We start from the raw sequence: 23797 nt of genomic DNA, 5'->3' as shown, positions 1-23797 counted from the left end.
TTCTCCCTAGCGTGCGATGGTGTTCGTGCGGTGGATCTTGTTCTGCAGCTGGACCACGCCATAGAGCAGCGCCTCGGCGGTGGGCGGGCAGCCGGGCACGTAGATGTCCACGGGCACGATCCGGTCACAGCCCCGTGTCACCGAATACGAGTAGTGGTAATAGCCACCGCCGTTGGCACACGAGCCCATCGAGATCACCCACTTGGGATCGGGCATCTGGTCGTAGACCCGACGCAGCGCCGGCGCCATCTTGTTGACCAGCGTGCCGGCGACGATCATCACGTCGGACTGCCGCGGCGACGGCCGGAAGATCAGCCCGAGCCGATCCATGTCATAGCGGGCCGCGCCGGCATGCATCATCTCGACCGCGCAGCAGGCCAGACCAAAGGTCATCGGCCATAGCGAGCCGGTGCGCGCCCAATTGATGAGCTTGTCCGCCGAGGTTGTCACGAAGCCCTTGTCGAGAGCGCCTTCTATTCCCATTCCAGAGCCCCCTTCTTCCACTCATAGAGGAAACCGACCAGGAGAACGCCAATGAATATCGCCATGGCGCCGTAACCGAACAGCCCGATTTCGTCGAGCACGATGGCCCACGGAAACAGGAAAGCGATCTCCAGATCAAAAATGATAAACAGGATGGCGACGAGGTAGTAACGCACGTCGAACTGCATGCGCGAGTCCTCGAACGCCTCAAACCCGCACTCGTACGGCGACAGTTTTTCGTGGTCCGGTCGTCGGGGTGCAAGGATGAAGCCCGCGGCGAGAGGCGCGATGCCAATCCCCATTGCGATGGCGATGAACACGAGGACGGGCAGATAGCTCTCGATCATAGGCGAATGCCACCTTTCAGTCGAAACGTTTTGGTAGGACCAAGATGGTGCGGATGGCCGGACTCGAACCGGCACGGCTTGCGCCACTGCCCCCTCAAGACAGCGTGTCTACCTGTTCCACCACATCCGCGGCACGGTGGCCTTGAACAATCGAGATATTACCAGCGCAGCCCCCTGCGGGCAATCCGCAGGGGCCGCGCAGCCAGCTCAGTCGGGGGCGGGCGCCGGGGCCGGGCTGCCCTCACCATTGCCCGCGTCATCGGCCGCTGGCGCCGGTGCGCTTTCGGTGGCCGGAGTGTCGGTAGCCGACCCGTCAACGACACTGCCACCGGAACTGAAGGTGCCGGCCATGATCGCCAGCGTGAGGCTGGTGGCGAAAAAGCCCACGCCGAGAATGCCGGTCAGCCGCCCCAGAAAGGACGCCGACCCGCGGGCGCCGAAGACCGTGTTGGAAGCGCCGCTGCCAAAGGCGGCGCCGGCGTCGGCGCCCTTGCCGTGCTGGAGCAGCACCACGCCGATCAGCACCAGTGCGAGCCCAAGATGGATGGCCAGAACAATCGTGTACATCAGTCAGTCGATTCCGTTTGTTGACGGGGGTCAGCCCCGCGCTGCCGTGGCGCAGATGGCCACAAAATCATCGGCCTTGAGCGACGCGCCGCCAATCAGGCCACCGTCGATATCCGGCTCGGCAAGCAGCTCGCCCGCGTTGGCCGCCTTCATGCTGCCGCCGTAGAGCAGCCGCATCCGCTCGGCCAGGCCGGCATCACGTGCCGCCAGCGTCTGGCGGATGAAGGCATGCATGGCCTGCGCCTGCTGTGCGGTGGCGGTACGGCCCGTGCCGATCGCCCAGACCGGCTCGTAGGCGATCACGCCGTCGCCGAGCCCGATGCTGGCATCAAGCCGGTCGATCACGCCATTCAGCTGACTGGCCACCACTGATTCGGTCCGATCGGCCTCACGCTCTTCAAGGGTTTCACCGACACAGAGGATGGGCCGGAGCCCCTGCTCGAGGGCCTGGGCGTAGCGCGCGGCGATCAGCGCGTCGTCCTCGCCATAATACTGGCGCCGTTCAGAGTGGCCGAGGATGACGTAACGCACGCCCAGATCCGCCAGCATTGCCGCCGAGACCTCGCCGGTGCGGGCGCCCTCGGCGGCATCGGCGCAGTTCTGCGCGCCCACCGACAGTGCATCGCCCACCCGGTCACGGACCGTGTCGAGGTGGACGAACGGCGGGCACACCGCGATCTCAACGCCGCCCAGGCCAGCGACGCCCTGCGCCACCGCAGTGGCGAGGTGGCGGGCGTCGTCGCCCAGGCCATTCATTTTCCAGTTACCGGCAATCAGCGGCGTGCGCATGGCAGTCCCCTGCTAAAAACCGGGGAGGTTACTGATCGGACCGCGCCGAATCAATTCACATTGGCCCCGGCCGGCTCGGTCACACCACACAGGGCCCGCACTTCGGCGGCGAGCGTACGGGCCTTCGCCTCGACCTGCGCGGCCTCTTCGCCCTCGACCATCACCCGCAGCAGCGGCTCGGTGCCCGAGGCGCGCAGCAGCACGCGACCGCGCTCGCCGAGCTCGGCCTCGAGGGCCTCCACGGCACGGGTGATCCGCGCGTCGCTCATGGGCCGGCTGCCCCGCTCAATGGGCACATCCACGCGGTGCTGCGGCATGGCCGTCATGCCGTCGAGCAGATCCGCCAGCGGCCGCCCGGCCCGGACCATCGCGCCCAGCACCTGCAGCGCCGATACGGTGCCATCACCGGTGGTGGTGCAGTCCAGGCAGACGATGTGCCCCGAGGATTCGCCACCTAGTGTGCCCGCGTGCTCGCGGAGCATTTCCAGGACATAACGGTCCCCGACCCGGGCACGATGGAAGTCGATATCGAGGCTGCGCAGCGCCCGCTCAAGCCCCAGATTGCTCATCTGCGTGCCCACCACCGGCCCGCGCAGCGTGCCCTGACGGGCGCGCTCGGCGGCGATGATCCACAGCAGCTGGTCGCCATCGAGGACCTCGCCGCGATGATCGACCATGATCACCCGATCACCATCGCCATCGAGGGCGATGCCGGCATCCGCCCCCTGCTCGATGACCGCCGCCTGCAGTCCCGCGGGATGCGTCGAGCCGCAGTCGACGTTGATGTTGAGGCCATCGGGATGGGTACCGCGACGGATCACGGTGGCCCCCAGCTCCTCGAACACCGCCGGGCCGACCTGATAGCCCGCGCCGTTGGCGCAGTCCACCACCAGTCTGAGCCCGCGCAGATCAAGGCCGGCCGGACGCGCGGCCTTGCAGAATTCTATGTATCGCCCCGGCGCGTCCATCAGGCGCGTGGCCTTGCCGAGCTGGGCCGATTCAACGGTGGCGAGGGGCTCGTCGAGCTGCGCCTCAATGGCCAGCTCGGCGGCGTCGTCAAGCTTGAAACCGTCGGCGGAGAAGAACTTGATGCCGTTGTCCTGATGGCCGTTGTGCGAGGCGCTGATCACGATGCCCGCGCTGGCCCCCAGCGTGCGGGTGAGATAGGCGATCCCCGGGGTCGGCATGGGGCCCAGCAGACGGATATCGATCCCGGCCGCCGAGAGCCCCGACTCGAGGGCCGACTCGAACATATAGTTGGACAGCCGCGTGTCCTTGCCGATCAGCACTTCCCCAGCGCCATGGCGCGCGCCGATGACGCGCCCTACGGCCCATCCCAGCTTGAGGACGAAATCGGCGGTGATGGGCGGCTCGCCGACCCGACCGCGGATACCATCCGTCCCGAAATACCTGCGCGTCATGCGTCCCCTCCTCCATGTTGACGGACATACGCCATCAGATTCACCGCATCCAAGGTCTCGGCCACGTCATGCGCCCGAATGATGGATGCCCCATGCCACGCCGCCAGCGCCGCAGCCGCCACGCTGCCGGCCAGGCGGTCGGGCAGCTCGCGCCCCAGCACGCGGCCCACCAGCGACTTGCGCGACAGGCCCGCCAGCACCGGCACGCCCAGCTCGGTCAGGGCCGGCAGTCCGGCCAGTAGTCGGGCATTATGCGGGTCCCGCTTACCAAACCCGAAACCCGGGTCGACCAGCAACCGGGATCGCGGGATGCCTGCCGCCGCGGCGGCGTCCAGCCGCTGGCGCAGGAAGGCGGTGACTTCGCCGAGGACGTCGCTGTAGGTGGGATTGTCCTGCATGGTCGCCGGCGCGCCCTGCATGTGCATCAGGCACACCGGCAGTCCGGTCTCGCGCGCGGCCTCCAGCGCGCCGGGACTGCGCAGGGCGGTAATGTCATTGATCAGGCCGGCGCCGGCCGCCGCCGCCGCCTTCATGACCCCGGGCTTGGTGGTATCCACGGACAGCGGCACTTCGACGGCCCCATGGAGCGCCTCGAGCACCGGGATCACCCGATCCAGTTCTTCCTGCTCCGGGACCCCGGTGGCCCCGGGGCGGGAGGACTCGCCGCCGACATCGATGATCGCCGCGCCGGCTTCCTGCATGGCCCGGGCATGATCGACGGCGGCCTGGGCGCCGACGAAACGACCCCCGTCCGAGAAGGAATCGGGGGTCACATTGAGAATACCCATCACGCGGGGGTGACGCAGCGACAGCTCACGCCCCCCGCAATCCAGCGCCTCCGTCACGGCGGGGCTAATGCTCGCTGGCGGGCTTGCCGACGCCGACTCCGTCATCGGCGACCTCACCGTCGCCCTCGTCGGCGGTGCCTCCGCCCGGTGCCGTGCCCGAGGGGCCTTCGCTTTCCTTGGGCGGACGCGGTGGCCGTCCGTTCATGATGTCGTCGATCTGATCGCGATCGATGGTCTCGTACTTCATGAGCGCGTCGGCCATGGCATGGAGCTTGTCGTCGTGGGCCTTGAGCACCCGGGTCGCCTCGGCATAGTTCTCCTCAACGATCCGCCGGACCTCCTCGTCAATGGAGTGTGCGGTCTCATCGGAGATGTTCTTCTGCCCCATCGGCAGCCCCATGGCGTTATTGCTTTCGTCCTCGCCATAGGCGAGCGGCCCCATCTTGCTGGACAGCCCCCACTTGGTGACCATGTTGCGGGCGATTTCGGTGACCCGCTCGATGTCGTTCTGGGCACCGGTGGTGACCCGCTCGGCCCCGAAGATCAGCTCCTCGGCGATACGGCCGCCGAAAAGCCCGCAGATGGAGCTGTTCAGCCGCTGCTTGGTATAGCTGTAGCGGTCTTCCTCGGGCAGGAACATGGTCACACCCAGCGCGCGGCCGCGGGGGATGATAGTCACTTTGTGTACGGGATCGTGATCCGGCACGTTGAGCCCGACGATGGCATGGCCCGCCTCGTGGTAGGCGGTGAGGCGCTTTTCGTCCTCGCCCATGACCATGGACTTGCGCTCGGCGCCCATGATGATCTTGTCCTTGGCATCCTCGAAGTCGTTCTGATCCACGACCCGCTTGTTGCGGCGTGCCGCGAACAGGGCCGCCTCATTGACCAGGTTGGCGAGATCCGCCCCCGAGAATCCCGGGCATCCGCGGGCGATGGTCCGCGCGTTGACGTCGTCGGCCAGGGGGGTCTTGTTCATGTGGACGTTGAGGATCTGCTCGCGCCCCCGCACGTCCGGCAGCGGCACCACCACCTGCCGGTCGAACCGTCCCGGCCGCAGCAGCGCCGGGTCGAGCACATCGGGCCGGTTCGTCGCCGCGATGACGATGATCCCCTCGTTGCCCTCGAAGCCGTCCATTTCGACCAGCATCTGGTTGAGGGTCTGCTCGCGCTCGTCATTGCCGCCGCCCATCCCGGCGCCGCGCTGGCGGCCGACGGCATCCAGCTCGTCAATGAAGATGATGCAGGGCGCCTGCTTTTTGGCCTGCTCGAACATGTCACGCACCCGGGAGGCGCCGACACCCACGAACATCTCGACAAAGTCCGAGCCCGAGATGCTGAAGAACGGGACCTTCGCCTCACCGGCAATGGCCTTCGCCAGCAGCGTCTTACCCGTGCCGGGCGGTCCGACCATCATGACGCCGCGCGGGATGTTGCCCCCGAGGCGCTGGAACTTGGACGGGTCGCTGAGGAACTCCACCAGCTCGACCACGTCCTGCTTGGCCTCTTCCACGCCGGCGACATCCTTGAAGGTCACCTTGACCTGCTCTTCGGACATCATCTTGGCGCGGCTCTTGCCGAACGACATGGCGCCACGGCCGCCACCGCCGCCCTGCATCTGACGCATGAAGTAGATCCACACGCCGATGAGCAGCAGGAAGGGGAACCACGAGATCAGGATCTGCAGCAGCATGCTGCGCCCCTCGGGCTCTTCGGCGCTGATATTGACGCCGCTGTCCATCAGCTGGCCCACCAGGGCACTGTTATCGGTCTCGGGGCTGTAGGTCGTGAAGTTCGACCCGTCGCCGCGGGTACCACGAATGACCGGCCCCTTCATGGTGACCGAATCCACCCGGCTGTTCTCGACCTCAGTCAGGAACTGCGAATACGGGATTTCCTGGGCGGTGGTCCCCTGCCCCTGGAAATTGCTGAAAACGGACATCAGCACCACGGCGATGACCACCCAGAGGAGCAAATTCTTGGCCATGTCGTTCAAGACGGCTCACCTCTACAAATCGAATAATTCGGCAGCCTACACTGCCCGAAAGCCACGGGCCAGCAGATAGACTTCTCGGCTCCGGCCGCGTGAGGCCGGGGGTTTGCGGCTCTGAACCCGGCGGAATGCCTGGCGCATCGCCTGGAGCAGTTCATCAAAGCCCTGTCCCTGAAATGTTTTGACCAGCAGCCCACCCTCAGGTTTCAGCCGATCGTCACAGAAGTCGAGGGCCAGCTCGGCGAGCCGCATGGCCGCCGGCTGATCGATCGCCTTCTGACCGGCGAAATTGGGGGCCATGTCCGAGAGTACAAGGTCGACCGACCGACCGGCGAGTGCCGTATCCACCGCGGCGAGTCCGGCATCGGTGTCGAAGTCGTCATGGACGAAGGTCACCCCCGGTGGCGGTGTCATCTCGAGCCGGTCAACGGCGATCACGCAGCCGCTCGCCCCCACGCGGTGGGCGGCGTATTCGCTCCATCCCCCCGGCGCCGCTCCCAGATCGACCACGCACTGGCGTGGCTTGAGGAGCTGATCCCGCTGGTCGATCTCCTCGAGCTTGAAAGCGGCCCGGGAGCGCAGGCCCCGGCGCTGAGCCTCACGGACGTAGGGGTCGTTGAAGTGCTCGTCGAGCCAGCGCCGACTGCCGCTGCTACGCGCCACGCTGGTGGTCCCGCAGTACGCCCCGGGTGCGCCAGGCGATCCAGCCGCCGGCGCCGAAACCACTCAGTGCCAGCAGTGCCAGATCGGCCCAGTGACTCATGTCGACCCGCCAGATCACGATCAGCACCCCCACCAGCAGACCCACCACCACGGCGAGCTCGAGCTTGATGGCGTCGAGCCGCGACAGGCGGTTACTCGTATCGGACCTCGACGATTTCATAGCCTCGGTGGCCTCCGGGTGTCTGGACGTCGACGACATCGCCCTCTTCCTTGCCGATCAGCGCGCGGGCGATGGGTGACTGCACCGAAATGCGGCCGTTCTTGATATCCGCCTCGTCCTCGCCAACGATCTGATAGGTCTTCTCCGTGCCATCCTCCTCGTCGGCCAGCACCACGGTGACGCCGAATACGACCTTGCCATTGGCCGGCAGCGTGGTCACGTCGATGACCTGTGCATTGGCGAGCTTGGACTCGATCTCGGCGATCCGCCCCTCAATGAAGCCCTGCTGCTCGCGGGCGGCATGATACTCGGCGTTTTCCTTGAGATCGCCATGGGCCCGCGCCTCGGCGATGGCGTTGATCACCCGCGGACGGTCCTCGGTCTTGAGCCGGTTGAGCTCGTCACGAAGCTGCTCGGCACCGCGCACGGTGAGCGGTGTCTTACTCATGCTCTGGCCTCCCTGTGCAGATCCTGGAGTGAACGCACGTCATCGGATTCAAGATACCCCAAGGCCTGGCCGGTCGCCCGGGCACCGGCAATGGTGGTGGTGTAGCACACCTTATGCTGCAGCGCCTCCCGACGGATCGAGAACGAATCGGCGATCGCCTGCCGGCCTTCGGTGGTGTTGATGATCAGCTGGATCCCGCCGTTCTTGATCGCATCGACGATATGCGGGCGGCCCTCGGCGACCTTGTTGATGCGCTCGCAGGCGATGCCGGCCTGCTCGAGGACATCACCGGTCCCGCGGGTGGCGACCAGCTCGAAGCCCTTGCGCACCAGATCCCGGGCGATCGGCGCGATCACCGGCTTGTCGGCATCCCGGACACTGATGAACACCCGGCCGCTGCGCGGCAGCTCCACCCCGGCGGCATGCTGGGACTTGGCATAGGCCTCGCCAAAGACCGGGCCGATGCCCATGACCTCGCCGGTGGACTTCATCTCCGGGCCCAGGATGGGATCGACACCGGGGAACTTGATGAACGGGAAGACCGCCTCCTTGACCGAGTAGATCGGCGGGATCCGCTCGCGGGTGCAGCCCTGATCGGCCAGGCTCTGGCCCACCATGCAGCGCGCGGCGATCTTCGCCAGGGGCAGGCCGGTGGCCTTGGAGACGAACGGCACCGTGCGGGACGCCCGCGGGTTGACCTCAAGCACGAAGACCTCGTCGCCCTTGATGGCGAACTGGGCGTTCATCAGGCCGACCACGTTCAGCCGCAGCGCCATGGCCCGCATCTGCTCGCGGAGCCGGTCCACCACCTGAGGGGCCAGGCTGTAGGGCGGCAGCGAGCAGGCCGAGTCGCCGGAATGCACGCCGGCCTGCTCGATATGCTCCATCACCCCGCCGATCAGGACATCCTCGCCGTCGCAGATGGCATCAACGTCCACCTCCACGGCGTCGTCCAGGAAGCGGTCGAGGAGCACGGGGGATTCATTGGAGACCCGGACCGCCTCGTTCATGTACTGGGCGAGCTCGGATTCCTGGTAGACGATCTCCATCGCCCGACCGCCCAGCACATAGGACGGCCGCACGACCAGCGGATAGCCGATCTCTTCGGCCAGCCGGAAGGCTTCGTCGGCACTGCTCGCGGTGCGGTTGGGCGGCTGCTGCAGCCCGGCCTCGTTGATCAGGCCCTGGAAGCGCTCGCGATCCTCGGCCAGATCGATGCAGTTGGGCGTGGTCCCGATGATGGGCGCGCCACAGGCCTCGAGATCGCGGGCCAGCTTGAGGGGCGTCTGGCCACCGTACTGGATGACGATACCAGCGGGTTTCTCGACCTCGACGACCTCGAGCACGTCCTCGAGGGTCAGCGGCTCAAAGTACAGCCGGTCCGAGGTGTCGTAGTCGGTGGAAACGGTCTCCGGGTTGCAGTTGACCATGATGGTCTCGTAGCCGTCCTCGCGCAGGGCCAGTGCCGCGTGGACGCAGCAGTAGTCGAACTCGATGCCCTGACCGATGCGGTTGGGCCCGCCGCCCAGGATCATGATCTTCTCGCGATCGCTCGGCTCGGCCTCGTCCTCTTCATCGTAGCTTGAGTAGAGATAGGCGGTCGCGGTGGCGAACTCCGCGGCGCAGGAGTCGACGCGCTTGTACACCGGCCGCACACCCATTGCGTGGCGGCGGGCGCGGACCTCGGCCTCGGTGACACCCAGCACACGGGCGAGGCGGGCATCCGAGAAGCCGCTGCGCTTGAGCCGCCGCAGGGCGTCGGCGTCGAGCCGCTGCAGATCGGTGGCGGCAAGCGCTGTCTCGCGTTCGATCAGATCACCCACCTGGGCCAGGAACCACGGATCGATCCAGGTGTGCTCGAACAGCTGCTCGAGAGTCAGGCCGGCCCGGAAACCATCCGCCACCCACAGCAAGCGCTCCGGGCCCGGCTGGCGCACTTCCTGGACCACCCGGTCGAGCGCCGTGTCACTGGGCACCACCCGTGGGTCGAGGCCCTCCAGACCGTTCTCGAGCCCGCGCAGGGCTTTCTGCAGCGATTCCTGGAAATTCCGCCCCATGGCCATGACCTCGCCCACCGACTTCATCTGCGTGGTGAGCACGGGCTTGGTGCGCATGAACTTCTCGAAGGTAAAGCGCGGGATCTTGGTCACGACATAGTCGATGCTGGGCTCGAACGATGCCGGCGTCCGCCCGCCGGTGATCTCGTTGCGCAGCTCATCCAGCGAGTAGCCCACCGCAAGCTTGGCCGCCACCTTGGCGATGGGGAAGCCCGTCGCCTTGGAGGCGAGCGCCGAGGAGCGCGATACCCGGGGGTTCATTTCGATGACCACGAGACGCCCGTCGTCGGGGTTGACCGCGAACTGCACGTTGGAGCCGCCGGTCTCGACACCGATCTCGCGCAGCACCGCCAGCGAGGCGTCGCGCATGATCTGGTATTCCTTGTCGGTCAGCGTCTGCGCCGGCGCCACGGTGATCGAGTCACCGGTGTGCACGCCCATCGGGTCGAGGTTTTCGATGGCACAGATGATGATGGCGTTGTCGCTGTGATCGCGCACCACCTCCATTTCAAATTCTTTCCAGCCCAGCACCGACTCCTCGATGAGCAGTTCATTGGTGGGCGACAGATCCAGCCCGCGCTCGCAGATCTCGGCGAATTCCTCGGCGTTGTAGGCGATGCCGCCGCCACTGCCGCCGAGGGTGAAGGACGGCCGGATGATGGTGGGAAACCCGATGGCACGCTGCGCCTCGTGGGCTTCGTCCATGGACTGGGCGATGCGCGCGGTCGGTGTCTCGAGATTGATCCGCGCCATGGCCTGACGGAACGCCTCGCGGTCTTCGGCCTTGTCGATCGCGGACTTGGTGGCGCCGATCATCTCGACCCCGTATTCCTCAAGCACACCGCGACGGTCCAGCTCGAGCGCGCAGTTCAATGCCGTCTGCCCGCCCATGGTGGGCAGCACCGCATCCGGGCGTTCACGCCGGATGATGCTCGCCACCACCTGGGGCTGAATGGGCTCGATGTACACGGCATCGGCCATTTCCGGATCGGTCATGATGGTCGCCGGATTCGAGTTGACCAGAATGACGCGATAGCCCTCCTCGCGCAGGGCCTTGCAGGCTTGGGCGCCGGAGTAATCGAATTCGCAGGCCTGGCCGATGACGATCGGCCCGGCCCCGATGATCAGAATGCTTTGGAGGTCGGTACGCTTGGGCATAGGGGGATGTCTACCTGGTGGTACGGGCCGCCTGCCGGGCGGCCATCAAATCGACGAAGCGGGCAAAGAGCGGGGACACGTCATGGGGGCCGGGGCTGGCTTCGGGATGGCCCTGGAAGCTGAAGGCGGGCGTATCGGTCAGCTCGATGCCCTGCAGCGTGCCGTCAAACAGCGAGCGGTTGATCACCCGCACGTTGTCCGGCAGCGAGTCAGCGTCCACGGCAAACCCGTGGTTCTGGCTGGAGATCATGACGCGCTGCGTGTCGGCATCCACCACCGGATGGTTGGCGCCGTGATGGCCGAACTTCATCTTCACGCTGCCGGCGCCGGCGGCCAGGCCCAGCAGCTGATGACCCAGACAGATACCGAACACCGGCATGCCGGCGGCAAGGAACTGGCGGGTTGCCTCGATGGCGTAATCGAGCGGCTCGGGATCCCCCGGCCCGTTGGACAGGAAAACGCCGTCCGGGGCATCGGCCAGTACCGTCTCGGCCGGCGTATCGGCGGGCACCACCGTGACCCGGCAGCCGCTGTCCACCAGCCGCCGCAGGATGTTGCGCTTGATGCCGAAATCATAGGCCACGACGTGCCAGGGCAGATCGGCGTCGGCCACCGCATCGCCCTCGCGCTCGCCCCGCGCCAGCGACCAGCTGCCCAGCCGCCACGAATAGGCTTCGGTCGTGGTCACCGAGCGCACCAGATCGCGGCCGGTCAGTGGCGGGTGGGCCCGGGCCGCGGCGACGGCGGCGGCTGGATCAGCGGCGTCACCGGCAATGATGCAGCCGTTCTGGGCGCCCTTTTCGCGCAGCAGCCGGGTCAGCCGCCGGGTGTCGATGTCACAGATCCCGACAACGCCGTGTTCGGCGAGGTAGTCCGGCAGTGGCATGCGCGAGCGCCAGTTGCTCAGGCGCACCGGCGCGTCACGGATGATCAGCCCCGAGAGCTGCGGGCCCACGGACTCTTCATCCAGCGGCGTGGCGCCGGTGTTGCCGATGTGGGGATAGGTCAGCGTCACCATCTGCCCGTAGTAGGACGGATCGGTGCAGATTTCCTGGTAACCGGTCATTGCCGTGTTGAAGCAGACCTCGCCGGCCGTCTGGCCGCTGGCACCCAGTGCCGTCCCCCTGAAAATCGAGCCGTCTTCCAGCCCCAGAATCGCCAATTGAGTCACGCCTGTACCCCGTCTGCTCGCAAAAACGGGAGGGTTCCGCGGAAGCCCTCCCGTCCACTGTTTCAGCGCTTGAGTTTACGCCGTCGGCGGCTTGACTGTCCAATCACGGCACCGTCCCAATTGCTTGCACCGGCGGCGCGAAAGGGGCTAGCCTTGGCGTCTTTCCACCGCGATTCCGCGGTCCACCAATCCGGTCCAATTCAGCATGAACGCGCTCTCTCTTCGTCAGTTGAACAAGACGTATCCTGGCGGCGTCACGGCCCTTCGCGACATCAGCCTCGAGGTCCGTCCCGGCGACTTCTATGGCCTGCTCGGGCCGAATGGCGCCGGCAAGACCACGATCATCGGTACCGTGGCCTCACTGGTGCGCCCCACCTCGGGCAGCGTCGAGGTGTTCGGACACGACATCCTCAAGGATCCATGGGAGGCCAAATCCAACATCGGCCTGGTGCCCCAGGAATTCAACTTCAATCAGTTCGAGACCGTCGCCCAGATCGTCACCAACCAGGCGGGCTTCTACGGCATCGACCGGACGACCGCCCGGGAGCGGGCGGAGAAGTATCTGCGCGAGCTCGACCTGTGGGGCAAGCGTGACGCCCCGTCGCGGCAGCTGTCCGGGGGCATGAAACGCCGCCTGATGATTGCCCGCGCCCTGGTGCATGAACCGCGGCTGCTGATTCTCGACGAACCCACGGCCGGCGTGGACATCGAGCTGCGACGCTCGATGTGGGACTTCCTGCGGCGTATGAACGAGCGCGGCACCACCATCATCCTGACCACGCATTACCTCGAGGAAGCGGAATCCCTCTGCCGGGGCATCGGGATCATTGATGGCGGGCGGATCGTCGAGGACACCGACGTGCGATCGCTGCTGACGAAACTCAAATCCCAGAGTTTTGTCCTTGATGTGACGACACCCGTCAACTCGCTTCCCGCACTCCCGGATTTCGGCGTGCTGCCGCTCGATGAGCGCACCATCGAGGTCGAAGTGCGTGGCGAGCAGACGCTCACGGAACTGTTCAGCGCGCTCAACGCCGCCGGGGTTGAAGTGACCAGCATGAAAAACAAGTCCAACCGGCTCGAAGAGCTGTTCGTTCGCATGCTCGGCACCGGCAACGCTGAACCCCAGTCGGAGACTGCTTGATCATGGCCGGATTCTATCCCGCGTATCCCCGCCAGACACTGACGGCGCTGCAGACCCTGGCCGGCAAGGAAACCCAACGCTACATGCGGATCTGGGTGCAGACCCTGGTGCCGCCGGCCATCACCATGACGCTGTATTTCGTGATTTTTGGCGGCCTGATCGGCTCGCGGGTCGGCCCCATGGAGGGGTACAGCTTCATGGAGTTCATCGCCCCCGGGATCATCATGATGGCGGTGATCACCAACTCCTACAGCAATGTGGCCACATCGTTTTTCGGCGCCAAGTTCCAGCGGCATATCGAAGAGCTGCTGGTCTCGCCCACCCCCAATTACGTCATCCTGGCCGGCTATGTCGCCGGCGGCGTCGGACGTGGGTTATGCACGGGGCTGATCGTCACGATCATCGCCAGCTTCTTTGCCGATCTGAATATCCATAACCTCCCGGTGACGATCTCGGTGGTTTTCCTCACCGCCGTGCTTTTCTCGCTGGGCGGGTTCATCAATGGCGTCTTCGCGAAGAAATTCGACGATATCTCGATCGTGCCCACGTTCGTCCTCACGCCGCTGACCTACCTGGGCGGCGTGTTCTATTCGATCTCGCTGCTGCCGGATTTCTGGCAGCATGTATCCCTGATCAACCCGATCTTCTTCATGGTCAATGCGTTCCGCTACGGCGTCCTGGGCAGCTCCGACGTACCCATCGTGATCGCCTACGCCCTCATCCTCGGATTCATCACCGCGGGGACGGCACTCAGCCTCTGGCTGCTCAACCGCGGCACGGGCCTGCGCACCTGATGGCGGGCCCGACCCTGGATCTGGAGCGCACGCCGCTTCTCACCGATCTCTACGAACTGACCATGCTGCAGACCTACTATGCGCATGGAATGACCGAGGAAGCGGTGTTCGAGCTGTTCATGCGGCGGTCAAGCCACCGCGGCTTTTTCGTGGCGGCCGGGCTTGACCAGGGACTGGAGTGGCTCGAGACCCTGGCCTTCGGCGACGCGGAGCTCGAATGGATGCGCAGCTCGGGGCTTTTCTCCGACGCCTTCATCGAGACCATGGCGGGGTTCCGGTTCAGCGGCCGGGTCAACGCCCTGCCCGAGGGGACCGTGTTCTTTGCCGAAGAGCCGCTGCTGCAGATCGTCGCCCCCCTGCCGGAGGCGCAGCTGATCGAGTCGCGGCTGATGAATATCCTCCACTACCAGACACTGATCGCCTCCAAGGCGGCGCGCTGTCGGCTGGTGGCGGGGGACACGCCGGTGATCGACTTCGGCATGCGTCGCGCCCATGGCGGCGAGGCCGGTACCTGGGCGTCGCGGGCCTGCTATATGGCGGGATTCGAGGCAACGGCCACCTGCCTCGGCAGTGCGCGCTACGGCATCCCGCCCACCGGCACCATGGCGCACGCCTTCGTCCTTGCCCACGACAGCGAGGTCGAGGCGTTCGAGCGCTTTGCGCGCAATCACCCGGACAACGTCGTCCTGCTGATCGACACCCACGATGTCCGCCGCGGCGCCGAGCGGGTGGTGGAAGTGGCCCACCGCCTGGCGCAGGACTCGATCCCGGTCAAGGGCGTGCGCATCGACAGTGGTGACCTTGCCGCCAACGCCCGCATGACCCGGGAGATCCTCGATGAAGGCGGCCTGCAGGACACCCGGATTCTGGTGAGCGGCGGGCTCGACGAATACCGCCTCGAAACCCTGCTCGCGGACGGCGCGCCGATTGACGGGGTGGGCGTGGGCTCCAACGTCAACACCTCGGCCGATCAGCCCTTCCTGGATTCGGCGTACAAGCTCCACTACTTTCGGGGCAAGCCGCGCAGCAAGCACTCCTCGGGCAAGACCGATCTACCCGGGCGCAAACAGATCCACCGGCACTATGACGGCGCCGGCATGATGCAGGGCGATACCCTCGGTCTGATGGAAAGCACCGACGCCGGCAAGGGCCTGCTCGAGACGGTGATGGAAGACGGCCGGCGGCTGCCGGCCGGCGATGGCTCGCTGGCCGATGCCCGCGAACGCTGTCAGACCCAGCTCCATGCCCTGCCTGAGGGCGTCCGGGCGCTGCGCGAGCCCGCTGAGTATCCCGTGACGCTGTCAGCGGAGCTTGAGCAGCTGCTCACGCAGACCGCCCCCGAGCGCTAGGGCTCGAGGGCGCTCGCCGATCAGTCGACGCGCAGTTCGTCGAGCGAGCGGCCTTCGGCCTCCCACTCCTTGATCCAGACCGGCTTGCGGCCGCGACCCGACCAGGTCTTGCCGGCGTCGGACGGATGCTGGAACCGCACCTTGCCCTTGGCACGGGTCTTGGCCGGCTGGCCACTGACCAGATCATTAAGCGTAAAGCCGTAGCGCTCGGCGACCTGCTTCATTTCCTGCTGGGCCTTTTTCGCGTCTTCCTTGCGCCGGCTCTGGATTTCGACGTCGATATCCTTTTTCAGCTGGTTCAACTGCTCGGTGGTGTAGTTTGAAAGATCCATGTATTCCCCATCTGGATTGGTTGGATGTTGATAGCACCGCACAATATAATCCATTGCGGATTTGAAAACAGCCCCGTCAATGCATCGATTCTGCCCAGCGAATGATAGACTTGCAGTTTTCACATTAAAGAGAGGCAGGAATGCCGTCCGCCCTTTCCGCGACCCCCGCTGTTCTCACCGTTGAACTCGATCCCGAACAGATCATGCGCCGGCGTCCGCCCGAAGCGCTGAGCCGCGATAACGCCGAAGTGCTGGCCGCCCCGATCGCCGATGATCTGCGGCGCATTGTCGGCGAAGATATTGCCGAGTCGGGTTTTGTCATGCCGGCCGCGCTCTACGACCTCACCGAGCTGCTGCGCCCGGGCCTCCCCATGGTCGAGGCGCTCCTCGACGTCTATCGCGGCAGCCTGCGCGGCGGGCCATTCATTCCGCAATTGCTGGCTCTGGGGAGCAATGCCGGACGTTTTCCCGAATCGGCGATCGCACCGCTACGCCGCCCGGGCTCGGGGCCGTTGCTGGCGATTCCCTTTGCCCTGGTTGCACCGGGTGAACAGCTCGATCCGTTACGCCGTAAACTCGAAAACGTGCTACTGGAAAAAGGCCGCGCGGGACTGGCCACGGATCGGGCCGTTCGTCAGCTGATGGGCGTTGACCCCGTCAATCTGAGTTATGCCACCTTTCACGATCTTTCGGCGCTCATGAAAGTGCAGCTCGAGCATGCTCAATTCGGTGATCTATGGCGATTGATCGAGGCCGCCCTGTATCGCCCGGACAGCATCGAGGACTGCCAATTGGAAAGTGGCAATCGCTTTCTGGGTACGGGCGGCGATGTCTGGACACCGTGGCAGAGCCTTGATGCCTGGGCGGCGCATCACGAAGCGAGCGCTGAGGAGGCGATCCGCGGCTACGGTGATTGGGTGCGCCAGCAACGCCAGTATCTATCCGGCCTTGAAAGCCACGGAATCGCCGTGCATGCCGTGGCCCCCAGCAAAGGGGTGGCCTCGGCGGACCCCGAGGTCGCCCTGTCGGTGGCCCAGGCGCATGTCATCGACCCACAGCAACCCTGGTATCGCGAGATCATCACCGAGGACCCGACGGCGGAACGGGCGGCGATCGTGACCCTCACCGAGCAGGCCGACCCACAGCTGGGGCCCATCGCCTATACCGCGCTGGTCCAGGCGGCCGACGGCGAGCTGCTCAGCCTGGTCCATGACTACCCGGTCATGCCCGCGGGGATGCAGGCGGTGATCGGTCACTGGCAGGCCCGTGCCGAGGCGCTGGGAGCCCAATGGCGGCTGGAGCGGCCCGGGCATATCGTCGCCGCCGGGCATCCAGCCGCGCTCCAGCCGTGGCTCGAGACCCGGGGCAATGCCTAGGGGTTGAGCAGGGTCCAGGTCCACTCCCCGTCGTCACCGCGAGTGTAGCGCTCGCGGTCATGGAGCCGGCCGTCGCGGCCCTGCCAGAACTCGAGCATGGCGGGACGGACGCGGTAGCCGGTCCAGTGCGGGGGGCGCGTCACCGGCGCGTCGGCAAACCGCGCCTCGACCTCCGCGAGGCGGGCCTCGAACTCATCACGGTCGGTGAGCACCTGTGACTGATGCGACGCCCAGGCCCCCAGCTGGCTCAGCCGCGGACGGCTGGCGAAATAGGCATCGGCCTCAGCATCGCTCACAAACTCCACACGGCCCTCGACGATGACCTGCCGCGCGAGGGGCGCCCAGAAGAAATTCAGCGCCACCTGCGGGTTCTCCGCCAGCTGAGTGCCCTTTTTGCTGAGGGTGTTGGTGTAGAACACGAACCCATCGCCATCGAAATGCTTGAGCAGCACCGTGCGCACACCGGGCTGGCCATCGGCGCGGGCCGTCGCCAGCGTCATCGCCGTGGGCTCGATCACGCCCTCGGCCTCACGGGCGGTTTCCAGCCATTCGCCGAAGCGCTCGATGGCGGTCTCGTAGAGTGTCATTGCGTCCCCCTCCCGGGTATCTGTTCCGTGGGCTCGACCGTGACGGTAAGCCCGTTCACCGCTTTCACGCGGACCCTATCACCGACTGCGAGCGGTTGGTCGCAGACGGCCCGCCAGCGCTCACCCTCAACCCAGACCCGCAGCTGCGGCTGAGTGGCGGTCACCGTGCCCGTCAGGCCCTGCATATGCGCCCGACCCGCCACGCCACGCCGCCGGAACGCCCGCAGCGCCAGCCAGCCGGTGCCCATGAAGATGACCAGACTGGCGGCGGTGACACCGGCGACCAGCAGCAGCGAGAGCTCATAGCCGGGGCCCTGCATGTCGAACAACAGCACCGACCCCAGCCCGAAGGCCAGCACACCACCCACACCCAGGGCGCCGAACGACGGCACAAGCGCCTCGCCCACCATGAAGGCGACGCCCAGCACGATCAGGGCGAGACCGGCGTAGTTCACCGGCAGCAGCTGAATCGCGAACAGCCCCAGCAGCAGCGAGGTCCCGCCAATCACCCCGGGCACAATGGCCCCTGGGTTGGCGAGTTCGAAGATCAGCCCGTAGAGCCCGACCAGCAACAGGATGTAGGCCACATTAGGGTGCGTGATCACGGCGAGGAACTCATCCGACCACTCCGGCGGGCGTTCCTCGATGCGGCGCTCGGCGACCTCCAGGGGCGCGGCGTCGGCGCTGTCCATCAAGCGCCGCCCATCCACGGCGGCCAGGACGGCGCGTGGCTCGGCGGCGACCTGGTTGATGACGTTGTCCGCCAATGCGCGGCGTGCCGACAGGCTGACGGATTCGCGCACCGCCCGCTCCGCCCAGTCGGCGTTGCGCCCCCGCAGCTCCGCCAGCGAGCGGATGTACGCCACCGCATCGTTGATGCGTTTGCGCTCCATGATTGAGGCATCGTCTTCCGCACTGTCCCCGGATCCACCGCCGGGGCCCACCTGCACGGGGGTCGCGGCGCCAAGGTTGGTGCCCGGGGCCATGGCCGCCCAATGCGTTGCATAGAGGATATACGTGCCGGCACTCGCGGCGCGGGCCCCCGAGGGGGCGACATAGCCGAGGACCGGGACCGGCGAGTCGAGAATGGCCTGGACAATGTCGCGCATCGCGGAGTCAAGGCCGCCCGGAGTGTCGATGCTCAGCAGTACGGCGACGGCGGAATCGTCGCGGGCGTCCTCGATGCCATCGGCCACATACTGCGCCGTGGCGGGTCCGATGCTGCCCTCAATGCTGAGACGGTGGACGGACTCCCCCGCCGCCGAATTGGCGAGGGTCAATAGCAGGGCAAGGAGCAGCGCACGCATCATGCATGGTCAGAACGCATGATGCGCGCACCGGTTCCCGGCTCAGTCCGCGAGGGCGTCGATGATCCGCTGGCGCACGGCATCGATGTCGCCCTCGCCCTCAACGCAGACGTAGCGCGGCGCGGCCGCATCGCCGGATTGCGCCCAGGACTGGTAGTAGTCCACCAGCGGGCGGGTCTGCTCGTGATAGACCGCCAGGCGCTGACGCACGGTCGCGGGCTGATCATCCTCGCGCTGCACCAGCGGTTCACCGGTCACATCATCCTGGCCCGCCGTGGCCGGGGGCGCATTGTCGACGTGATAGACGCGGCCTGATCCGGGATGACACCGACGGCCGACCATGCGCGAGACGATGGACTCGTCATCGACCCGGATTTCGACCACGGCATCGATGGCGATACCGGCATCGCTCAGGGCATCGGCCTGGGCAATGGTGCGGGGAAAGCCGTCAAACAGAAACCCGTTGGCACAGTCCGGCTCGGCGATCCGCTCGCGGACCAGCCCGATGATGATGTCGTCGGAAACCAGCTCGCCGGCATCCATGACCGCCTTGGCCTGTACACCCAGCTCGGTGCCCGCCTTGACGGCGGCCCGCAGCATATCGCCGGTGGAAATCTGCGGAATCCCGTAGGCTTCGCACAGCCCCGCCGCCTGCGTGCCCTTACCGGCCCCGGGGGGGCCGAGCAGAATCATCCTCATGGTGCTCTCCTCGCCTTATTGTTGATTGACGCTGATCGAGCGGAGCTGACCCCGGCGATCCAGCACGACAATCCGCTCGCCATCCACCCGGGGCGCCACGGAAAGCCGCGAATTATCGAAGGCATAACGTGCTTCAAGGGCGCCATCCCGGAGCCCGATCCAGTTCAGGTAACCGTCACTGCCGGCCACGATCAGGCCATCCCGATACCGACGCGGCGCGGTGAGGGAGAGCCCCTCGAGGGCGTCAAGACGCCACACCGAAGCGCCATTGCGGCGGTCGAATGCCCACAGCCGACCGCGCTCGTCGGTCACGTAGACGTTGCTGTCATCAACACTGATGCCACCGAGCACCGAGACCTCCCGGGTCCAGGCAATCTGTCCGTTGGCGAGCGCGATCCCGGCCACACGCCCCTGGTAAGCGCCCGCGAACACGTCACCGCCGGCCACCGCCGGATCGGCGTCCAGATCGACCATGCGCTCGAGATCGCTGCGCCCCTCCGGCACCGCGACACTGGCCTCCCAGGCGACGTCGCCGTTGCCCAGCTCCAGCGCTGCGAGGCGGCCGTTATCGAAACCGACCACAACGCCGCCATTCACCAGTACCGGCGAGCCGTGACCGCGCAGACTGAGCGCCGGGACGCCGCTGCGATAGAGCCATCGCTGCTCACCCGTATCGGCCTCAAGCGCGAACACCCCTCCATCGCCGGTGCGAACGACCACACTGCCCTGCCCCACCGCCGGGGGCGCGAGCACTTCGCTGCTGACCCGCTGACGCCACTTGACAGCGCCACTGTCGGGATCCAGCAGGACCACCTCGGCATTGGCCGTGCCCAACGCGACACCGGTCTCGCCCACGCCGACGGCGCCGGTGATGGCGACGTCCAGGTCCTGCCGCCAGCGCCGTTCGCCACTCGCCGCGTCGTAGGCCGCCACCGTGCCGTCGGCGCCCGCGGCAAAGACCCGTTCATCCATCAGCGCCGGCCCAAGCCGGTAACCCGGCGGCGTGGCAGCGCCCAGTGAGGCCGACCAGTGTTCGGTAACGGCGGGCTCGCCCGGCGGCGTCTCGAGCGCCGGCGGATCCTCCGCCTTGATCAGTGACGGCCCGCCGCAGCCAGCCAGCATGCCGGCGACCATCAGCGCGAACAGGATCCTGAGGTTGCCGGCCTTCATGATGCGGGGGCTCCACCCAGATCAAAGAGCTTGATCTCCACCAGCGAGCGGCGCTGCCCGGCGATCGCCTGCAGTGCCTGCTGATAGGCCTCGATGGCGGCATCGGTGTTGCCCTGCGCCACCTCGAGGTCACCCTGCAGTTCGAGGAACCGGCCGCGCAGCGGGCCATCGGGTAGCGGCTCGAGCACCCCCAGCGCGGCGCTCCGGTCACCTTCGACCCGCAGCGCCTCGGCCTGACGCAGGCGCGCCACCGCCGCCAGCGGGCTGTCGGCCTGCTGGTCGGTCACCCAACCCAGGGCATCGGCCGCGCGACCGGGATTGCCGGCGTCCATCGCCGCGGTCGCCACCGCAAAGGTGGCCATCGCCACATAGGGGCTGTCGGCGTGCGCTTCACGCAGTGTGCGCAGGCGATTGCCCGCCGCCTCGCGATCATCGCTGTTGAGTGCCTGCAGGATGGCGGCATAGTCCGCCGAGGCATTCGCCGCCTGACGTTCCTGCCAGGCCGTCCACTGCTGCCAGCCCAGTACGGCCGCCAGTACGGCGATGGCGGCAATGATCACCAGGCGTCCATAGCGGTGCCACCAGTCGCGGATTGCCTCGAGTTGTTCTTCGTCGTCGTATGCCACGGCTTTTTAATGTCCTTTCACTGAGTCTGCAGCGCGGAGAGTATCTCCGGGAGCTGCCCGATGGCCACCGTGATCTGGTCGAGGTCATCGCGCAGATACTTCACGGTGAGGGTGTCGGCGGCCGCCTCCTCGGCGCCGCGGATCAGCGCCACCGCTGCGCCGCTGCGATCGGCACGGCGCAGCTGGCTTTTCATGGAACCCCCGCCCGGCTGCATCTGCAGATGCAGCCACGGGAGCGCGTCACGCAGGCGCTCGGCCAGCGCCAGGGTGTCGCCCTGCAGCTCGGGGTCGCCCACCACCAGCGCGGCATGCGGGGTCGGCGCGGGCGGCGCCGTACCGGCCGCCTCCACCAGCGAGACCAGCCGCTCGAGACCGGCCGCGAAACCGATGGCGGGCGTCGGCCGGCCACCGATCATCTCCACCAGCACGTCGTAGCGTCCGCCGGCCAGCACCGTACCCTGGGCGCCGAGATCGGCACTGATCCACTCGAACACGGTCCCACCGTAGTAATCGAGCCCACGCACCAGCCGCGGGTTGATCTGATAGGGCTGTCCGGCCTGATCGAGCATGCGGCACAGGGAATCGAAATGCGCCCGTGACTCGTCGTCCAGGTAATCAGAGAGTACCGGCGCCGCGGCAATGACCGGGGCCATGGCCGGGTTCTTGCTGTCGAGCACCCGCAGCGGATTGCTGTAAAGCCGCCGGCGCGCATCGTCATCGAGGGCCTCGGCATGCGCCTCGAAGTGTTCGATCAGCGCCGCCCGGTAGCGGCCACGGTCGGCGGATGAGCCCAGACTGTTGAGCTCGAGACGAAGATCACTGATGCCCAATGCGCGCAGGATGCGCCCCGAGAGCAGGATCAGCTCGGCATCGATGTCCGGCCCGGAGACGCCGAAGGCCTCGGCGCCCACCTGATGGAACTGTCGATAGCGCCCTTTCTGCGGGCGCTCGTGGCGGAACATCGGCCCGCTGTACCAGAGCCGCGGCTGGGCATTGTGAAGCAGCCCACGCTGCAGCGCGGCGCGGACGCAGCCGGCGGTGCCCTCGGGCCGCAGGGTCAGACTATCGCCATTGCGGTCGGTGAAGGTGTACATCTCTTTCTCGACGATGTCCGTCACCTCACCGATGGTGCGCGAGAAAAGCTCGGTCTTCTCGACGATGGGCAGGCGGATCCCGGCGTAGCCATAGCGCTCGAGCTCGCGGCGGAACGTCGCCTCAACAAACTGCCAGGCCGGCCCTTCCGCCGGCAGCACATCACCAAAACCACGGACGTTCTGGATGGCCTTACTCACCATTGTCCCCCAGGGTCAGGCGGGCCACGCTCCCCCGCGCATAGTCGGCCAGATTCACCGGCTCGCCCTCGTATTCAATCTCGACATTACTGGTATCACCCACGACGATGTCGTACGGCGCCTCGCCGTCGAGCCGCTCCTCGCCGGACTCGGCGATCCCGAACAGAAGCCGCTCACCGCCTGCATCGGTCACCTCCATCCACGACTCGCCGCTGAAGCGCAGCACCAGCGCCGCTGAATCGGTGTCTACGGATTCATCGTCCGCCGCGGTTTCCTCGCCGTCGTCGGCGCCGCCGATGACTGCATCGGCGATCGCCTCGCGGTCGAGCTCGGGCGTCGGGGCGGCGGTATCGGGGTCAGCGGGCTGCGCCCCGGGCTCGGGCTCGGTCTCGGGCTCCGGTGTCGGCGCGGGCGTCGGCTCAGGTGCTGGTTCCGGTTCTGGTTCCGGCGCCGGTTCCGGCTCGGGTTCCGGCTCCGTTGGCGTGACGGATGACTCATCCGCATCCGCGACACGCGTCTCGCCGGCCGGTTCATCCTCCGCCGTCAGCGTGGCCAGAAAAGGCAGACTCAAGTCCGAGCGCGACAGCCACCAGCCGCCGGCGACCAGGGCACCGATAATCACCGCCAGACCCAGCGCGACACCCACAAACCCGGTACCACGGCCCGTCACCGGTCGCGCCCGACGCTTGCGCGTCTCTTCGCCGACATGCGGGTTCAGCGTCTGCGGCTCACCGGTGCCACCGGCCTCCGCCAGCTGCCGGATCAGCGGCTCAGGGTCCAGATCGAGCAGCTGCGAGTAACTGCGCACATAGCCGCGCACATAGGCCAGCGGCGGCAGTCTGTCGAGATCATCCGCCTCGAGGGCCTCGATGGTGCGCCGATTGAGGTGCAGCGCGTCGGCCACCATTGCGGTGTCCTTGTCCTGGCGCAGGCGCTCATCGCGCAGTGTGCGGCCCGGACCGGACCGGGGCCGCTCGGTTCGGGTTGTCTCACCCGATTCGTCGTTTTGCGTCATCAAC

24 protein-coding genes and 1 tRNA gene are annotated in these 23797 nt (G+C 66.6%); 4 read left to right on the top strand and 21 right to left on the bottom strand.

Features of this window, described 5'->3' with window-relative positions; genetic code table 11:
- Positions 1 to 6: 6 nt before the first annotated feature.
- From BBH56_RS02350 to carA, 13 genes are all read right to left on the bottom strand, one after another.
- Positions 7 to 483, bottom strand: a complete 477-nt coding sequence (locus BBH56_RS02350) for a NuoB/complex I 20 kDa subunit family protein (RefSeq protein WP_023365985.1) — start codon at positions 481 to 483, stop codon at positions 7 to 9.
- The gene (locus BBH56_RS02345; RefSeq protein WP_110883100.1) at positions 474 to 830 is read right to left on the bottom strand and encodes an NADH-quinone oxidoreductase subunit A; all 357 of its coding nucleotides are present in this window, start codon (positions 828 to 830) and stop codon (positions 474 to 476) included. Before BBH56_RS02345 ends, BBH56_RS02350 begins: the two co-directional genes overlap by 10 nt.
- A gap of 45 nt (positions 831 to 875) precedes the next feature.
- Positions 876 to 960: transfer RNA gene (locus tag BBH56_RS02340), tRNA-Leu, on the bottom strand.
- A gap of 77 nt (positions 961 to 1037) precedes the next feature.
- Complete coding sequence (secG, locus tag BBH56_RS02335) at positions 1038 to 1397, bottom strand: preprotein translocase subunit SecG (RefSeq protein WP_404828052.1); 360 nt, start codon at positions 1395 to 1397, stop codon at positions 1038 to 1040.
- A gap of 30 nt (positions 1398 to 1427) precedes the next feature.
- Positions 1428 to 2186, bottom strand: coding sequence for a triose-phosphate isomerase (tpiA, locus tag BBH56_RS02330; RefSeq protein WP_148121793.1), 759 nt, complete (start codon positions 2184 to 2186; stop codon positions 1428 to 1430).
- Between the two features lie 50 nt (positions 2187 to 2236).
- Entirely contained in the window at positions 2237 to 3607 is a 1371-nt protein-coding gene (gene glmM / locus BBH56_RS02325) for a phosphoglucosamine mutase (RefSeq protein ID WP_148121792.1), read from the bottom strand.
- Positions 3604 to 4500 carry a dihydropteroate synthase gene (folP, locus tag BBH56_RS02320; protein WP_404828051.1) on the bottom strand — a complete coding sequence of 299 codons (897 nt, stop codon included), beginning with the start codon at positions 4498 to 4500 and terminating at the stop codon, positions 3604 to 3606. Before folP ends, glmM begins: the two co-directional genes overlap by 4 nt.
- Positions 4460 to 6379: an ATP-dependent zinc metalloprotease FtsH gene (gene ftsH / locus BBH56_RS02315; protein ID WP_110883104.1), complete on the bottom strand. Its 1920-nt coding sequence runs from the start codon at positions 6377 to 6379 to the stop codon at positions 4460 to 4462. The genes folP and ftsH overlap by 41 nt, the downstream gene beginning before the upstream one ends.
- A gap of 45 nt (positions 6380 to 6424) precedes the next feature.
- Positions 6425 to 7048, bottom strand: a complete 624-nt coding sequence (locus BBH56_RS02310) for an RlmE family RNA methyltransferase (RefSeq protein ID WP_110883105.1) — start codon at positions 7046 to 7048, stop codon at positions 6425 to 6427.
- Positions 7038 to 7268, bottom strand: a complete 231-nt coding sequence (locus BBH56_RS09550) for a hypothetical protein (protein ID WP_144347687.1) — start codon at positions 7266 to 7268, stop codon at positions 7038 to 7040. The genes BBH56_RS02310 and BBH56_RS09550 overlap by 11 nt, the downstream gene beginning before the upstream one ends.
- The gene (greA, locus tag BBH56_RS02305; protein WP_144347688.1) at positions 7240 to 7716 is read right to left on the bottom strand and encodes a transcription elongation factor GreA; all 477 of its coding nucleotides are present in this window, start codon (positions 7714 to 7716) and stop codon (positions 7240 to 7242) included. Before greA ends, BBH56_RS09550 begins: the two co-directional genes overlap by 29 nt.
- A complete protein-coding gene (carB, locus tag BBH56_RS02300) occupies positions 7713 to 10931 on the bottom strand; it encodes a carbamoyl-phosphate synthase large subunit (protein WP_110883107.1) in 3219 nt (1072 codons plus the stop codon). The genes greA and carB overlap by 4 nt, the downstream gene beginning before the upstream one ends.
- Positions 10932 to 10941: 10 nt before the next feature.
- Positions 10942 to 12102, bottom strand: a complete 1161-nt coding sequence (gene carA, locus BBH56_RS02295) for a glutamine-hydrolyzing carbamoyl-phosphate synthase small subunit (RefSeq protein WP_148121791.1) — start codon at positions 12100 to 12102, stop codon at positions 10942 to 10944.
- A 205-nt stretch (positions 12103 to 12307) separates the two neighbouring features.
- Here carA and BBH56_RS02290 point away from each other — a divergent pair, with 205 nt between their 5' ends.
- The 3 genes from BBH56_RS02290 to BBH56_RS02280 are packed head-to-tail and all read left to right on the top strand — an operon-like array spanning position 12308 to position 15389.
- Entirely contained in the window at positions 12308 to 13246 is a 939-nt protein-coding gene (locus BBH56_RS02290) for an ABC transporter ATP-binding protein (protein WP_148121790.1), read from the top strand.
- Positions 13247 to 13248: 2 nt separating this feature from the next.
- A complete protein-coding gene (locus BBH56_RS02285; RefSeq protein ID WP_148121789.1) occupies positions 13249 to 14040 on the top strand; it encodes an ABC transporter permease in 792 nt (263 codons plus the stop codon).
- A complete protein-coding gene (locus tag BBH56_RS02280) occupies positions 14040 to 15389 on the top strand; it encodes a nicotinate phosphoribosyltransferase (RefSeq protein WP_318262579.1) in 1350 nt (449 codons plus the stop codon). Before BBH56_RS02285 ends, BBH56_RS02280 begins: the two co-directional genes overlap by 1 nt.
- A gap of 20 nt (positions 15390 to 15409) precedes the next feature.
- Here the strand turns inward: BBH56_RS02280 and BBH56_RS02275 are convergent, their stop codons facing one another.
- Positions 15410 to 15721 carry an H-NS histone family protein gene (locus BBH56_RS02275; RefSeq protein WP_110883111.1) on the bottom strand — a complete coding sequence of 104 codons (312 nt, stop codon included), beginning with the start codon at positions 15719 to 15721 and terminating at the stop codon, positions 15410 to 15412.
- Positions 15722 to 15861: 140 nt separating this feature from the next.
- On the opposite strand from BBH56_RS02275, the gene BBH56_RS02270 reads away from it, so the two are divergent.
- A complete protein-coding gene (locus BBH56_RS02270; protein WP_110883112.1) occupies positions 15862 to 17097 on the top strand; it encodes a hypothetical protein in 1236 nt (411 codons plus the stop codon).
- Here the strand turns inward: BBH56_RS02270 and pdxH are convergent.
- From pdxH to BBH56_RS02235, 7 genes are read right to left on the bottom strand one after another with little or no spacing between them, the layout of a single operon-like run.
- Positions 17094 to 17684: a pyridoxamine 5'-phosphate oxidase gene (gene pdxH / locus BBH56_RS02265; RefSeq protein ID WP_110883113.1), complete on the bottom strand. Its 591-nt coding sequence runs from the start codon at positions 17682 to 17684 to the stop codon at positions 17094 to 17096. The two genes, BBH56_RS02270 and pdxH, sit on opposite strands and share 4 nt — an antisense overlap.
- Positions 17681 to 18994, bottom strand: coding sequence for an NfeD family protein (locus BBH56_RS02260; protein WP_318262578.1), 1314 nt, complete (start codon positions 18992 to 18994; stop codon positions 17681 to 17683). The genes pdxH and BBH56_RS02260 overlap by 4 nt, the downstream gene beginning before the upstream one ends.
- A gap of 39 nt (positions 18995 to 19033) precedes the next feature.
- Positions 19034 to 19690 carry an adenylate kinase gene (gene adk, locus BBH56_RS02255; protein WP_110883114.1) on the bottom strand — a complete coding sequence of 219 codons (657 nt, stop codon included), beginning with the start codon at positions 19688 to 19690 and terminating at the stop codon, positions 19034 to 19036.
- Between the two features lie 15 nt (positions 19691 to 19705).
- Positions 19706 to 20860 carry an outer membrane protein assembly factor BamB gene (bamB, locus tag BBH56_RS02250; RefSeq protein ID WP_198515238.1) on the bottom strand — a complete coding sequence of 385 codons (1155 nt, stop codon included), beginning with the start codon at positions 20858 to 20860 and terminating at the stop codon, positions 19706 to 19708.
- Positions 20857 to 21486 (bottom strand): YfgM family protein, encoded by a 630-nt coding sequence (locus BBH56_RS02245; protein ID WP_148121788.1) that lies wholly within the window; start codon positions 21484 to 21486, stop codon positions 20857 to 20859. The genes bamB and BBH56_RS02245 overlap by 4 nt, the downstream gene beginning before the upstream one ends.
- A 17-nt stretch (positions 21487 to 21503) precedes the next feature.
- Positions 21504 to 22778, bottom strand: a complete 1275-nt coding sequence (gene hisS, locus BBH56_RS02240) for a histidine--tRNA ligase (protein WP_148122711.1) — start codon at positions 22776 to 22778, stop codon at positions 21504 to 21506.
- A complete protein-coding gene (locus BBH56_RS02235) occupies positions 22771 to 23793 on the bottom strand; it encodes a RodZ domain-containing protein (protein ID WP_148121787.1) in 1023 nt (340 codons plus the stop codon). Before BBH56_RS02235 ends, hisS begins: the two co-directional genes overlap by 8 nt.
- Positions 23794 to 23797 lie beyond the last annotated feature (4 nt).

The sequence above is a fragment of the Spiribacter roseus genome (genome assembly GCF_002813635.1).
GTDB lineage: Bacteria > Pseudomonadota > Gammaproteobacteria > Nitrococcales > Nitrococcaceae > Spiribacter > Spiribacter roseus.
Note: the sequence above shows the minus strand (reverse complement) of the source record. Positions and strands in the feature narration are given on the sequence as shown.

What these genes read in the sequence shown, in the direction of transcription:
- ftsH (WP_110883104.1), bottom strand. Translation starts at nt 6,379, where the DNA reads ATGGCCAAGAATTTGCTCCTCTGGGTGGTCATCGCCGTGGTGCTGATG.
- secG (WP_404828052.1), bottom strand. Translation starts at nt 1,397, where the DNA reads ATGTACACGATTGTTCTGGCCATCCATCTTGGGCTCGCACTGGTGCTG.
- BBH56_RS02290 (WP_148121790.1), top strand. Translation starts at nt 12,308, where the DNA reads ATGAACGCGCTCTCTCTTCGTCAGTTGAACAAGACGTATCCTGGCGGC.
- BBH56_RS02260 (WP_318262578.1), bottom strand. Translation starts at nt 18,994, where the DNA reads ATGATGCGTGCGCTGCTCCTTGCCCTGCTATTGACCCTCGCCAATTCG.
- BBH56_RS09550 (WP_144347687.1), bottom strand. Translation starts at nt 7,268, where the DNA reads ATGAAATCGTCGAGGTCCGATACGAGTAACCGCCTGTCGCGGCTCGAC.
- glmM (WP_148121792.1), bottom strand. Translation starts at nt 3,607, where the DNA reads ATGACGCGCAGGTATTTCGGGACGGATGGTATCCGCGGTCGGGTCGGC.
- tpiA (WP_148121793.1), bottom strand. Translation starts at nt 2,186, where the DNA reads ATGCGCACGCCGCTGATTGCCGGTAACTGGAAAATGAATGGCCTGGGC.
- BBH56_RS02345 (WP_110883100.1), bottom strand. Translation starts at nt 830, where the DNA reads ATGATCGAGAGCTATCTGCCCGTCCTCGTGTTCATCGCCATCGCAATG.
- BBH56_RS02270 (WP_110883112.1), top strand. Translation starts at nt 15,862, where the DNA reads ATGCCGTCCGCCCTTTCCGCGACCCCCGCTGTTCTCACCGTTGAACTC.
- folP (WP_404828051.1), bottom strand. Translation starts at nt 4,500, where the DNA reads ATGACGGAGTCGGCGTCGGCAAGCCCGCCAGCGAGCATTAGCCCCGCC.
- greA (WP_144347688.1), bottom strand. Translation starts at nt 7,716, where the DNA reads ATGAGTAAGACACCGCTCACCGTGCGCGGTGCCGAGCAGCTTCGTGAC.
- BBH56_RS02280 (WP_318262579.1), top strand. Translation starts at nt 14,040, where the DNA reads ATGGCGGGCCCGACCCTGGATCTGGAGCGCACGCCGCTTCTCACCGAT.
- BBH56_RS02235 (WP_148121787.1), bottom strand. Translation starts at nt 23,793, where the DNA reads ATGACGCAAAACGACGAATCGGGTGAGACAACCCGAACCGAGCGGCCC.
- BBH56_RS02275 (WP_110883111.1), bottom strand. Translation starts at nt 15,721, where the DNA reads ATGGATCTTTCAAACTACACCACCGAGCAGTTGAACCAGCTGAAAAAG.
- pdxH (WP_110883113.1), bottom strand. Translation starts at nt 17,684, where the DNA reads ATGACACTCTACGAGACCGCCATCGAGCGCTTCGGCGAATGGCTGGAA.
- bamB (WP_198515238.1), bottom strand. Translation starts at nt 20,860, where the DNA reads ATGAAGGCCGGCAACCTCAGGATCCTGTTCGCGCTGATGGTCGCCGGC.
- adk (WP_110883114.1), bottom strand. Translation starts at nt 19,690, where the DNA reads ATGAGGATGATTCTGCTCGGCCCCCCCGGGGCCGGTAAGGGCACGCAG.
- carB (WP_110883107.1), bottom strand. Translation starts at nt 10,931, where the DNA reads ATGCCCAAGCGTACCGACCTCCAAAGCATTCTGATCATCGGGGCCGGG.
- BBH56_RS02285 (WP_148121789.1), top strand. Translation starts at nt 13,249, where the DNA reads ATGGCCGGATTCTATCCCGCGTATCCCCGCCAGACACTGACGGCGCTG.
- BBH56_RS02350 (WP_023365985.1), bottom strand. Translation starts at nt 483, where the DNA reads ATGGGAATAGAAGGCGCTCTCGACAAGGGCTTCGTGACAACCTCGGCG.